At 62.7% G+C, this 491-nt stretch carries 1 protein-coding gene; it reads left to right on the plus strand.

From position 1 onward, the window contains the following. The coding region (locus ACWGTI_RS32700; RefSeq protein WP_454590687.1) for an EF-Tu C-terminal domain-related protein at positions 1–491 on the plus strand (491 nt) is incomplete at both ends.

Here is a 491-nt window from a genome sequence, read left to right on the forward strand (position 1 = left end):
CCGCTGGACAAGCCGTTCCTGATGCCGATCGAAGACGTGTTCTCGATCTCGGGTCGTGGCACGGTCGTGACCGGCCGTGTCGAGCGTGGCGTGGTCAAGGTCGGTGAGGAACTGGAAATCATCGGCATCCGTCCGACGACCAAGACGACCTGCACGGGCGTTGAAATGTTCCGCAAGCTGCTCGATCAGGGCCAGGCTGGCGACAACATCGGTGCGCTGCTGCGCGGCGTTGATCGTGAAGGTGTCGAGCGCGGCCAGGTTCTGGCCAAGCCGGGCACGGTGAAGCCGCACAAGAAGTTCGTGGCCGAAGCCTACATCCTGACCAAGGACGAAGGTGGCCGTCACACGCCGTTCTTCACCAACTACCGTCCGCAGTTCTACTTCCGCACGACCGACGTGACGGGCATCGTGTCGCTGCCGGAAGGCACCGAGATGGTGATGCCGGGCGACAACATCACGGTCGATGTCGAGCTGATCGTGCCGATCGCCAT

Source organism: Mesorhizobium sp. ArgA1 (assembly GCF_053714375.1).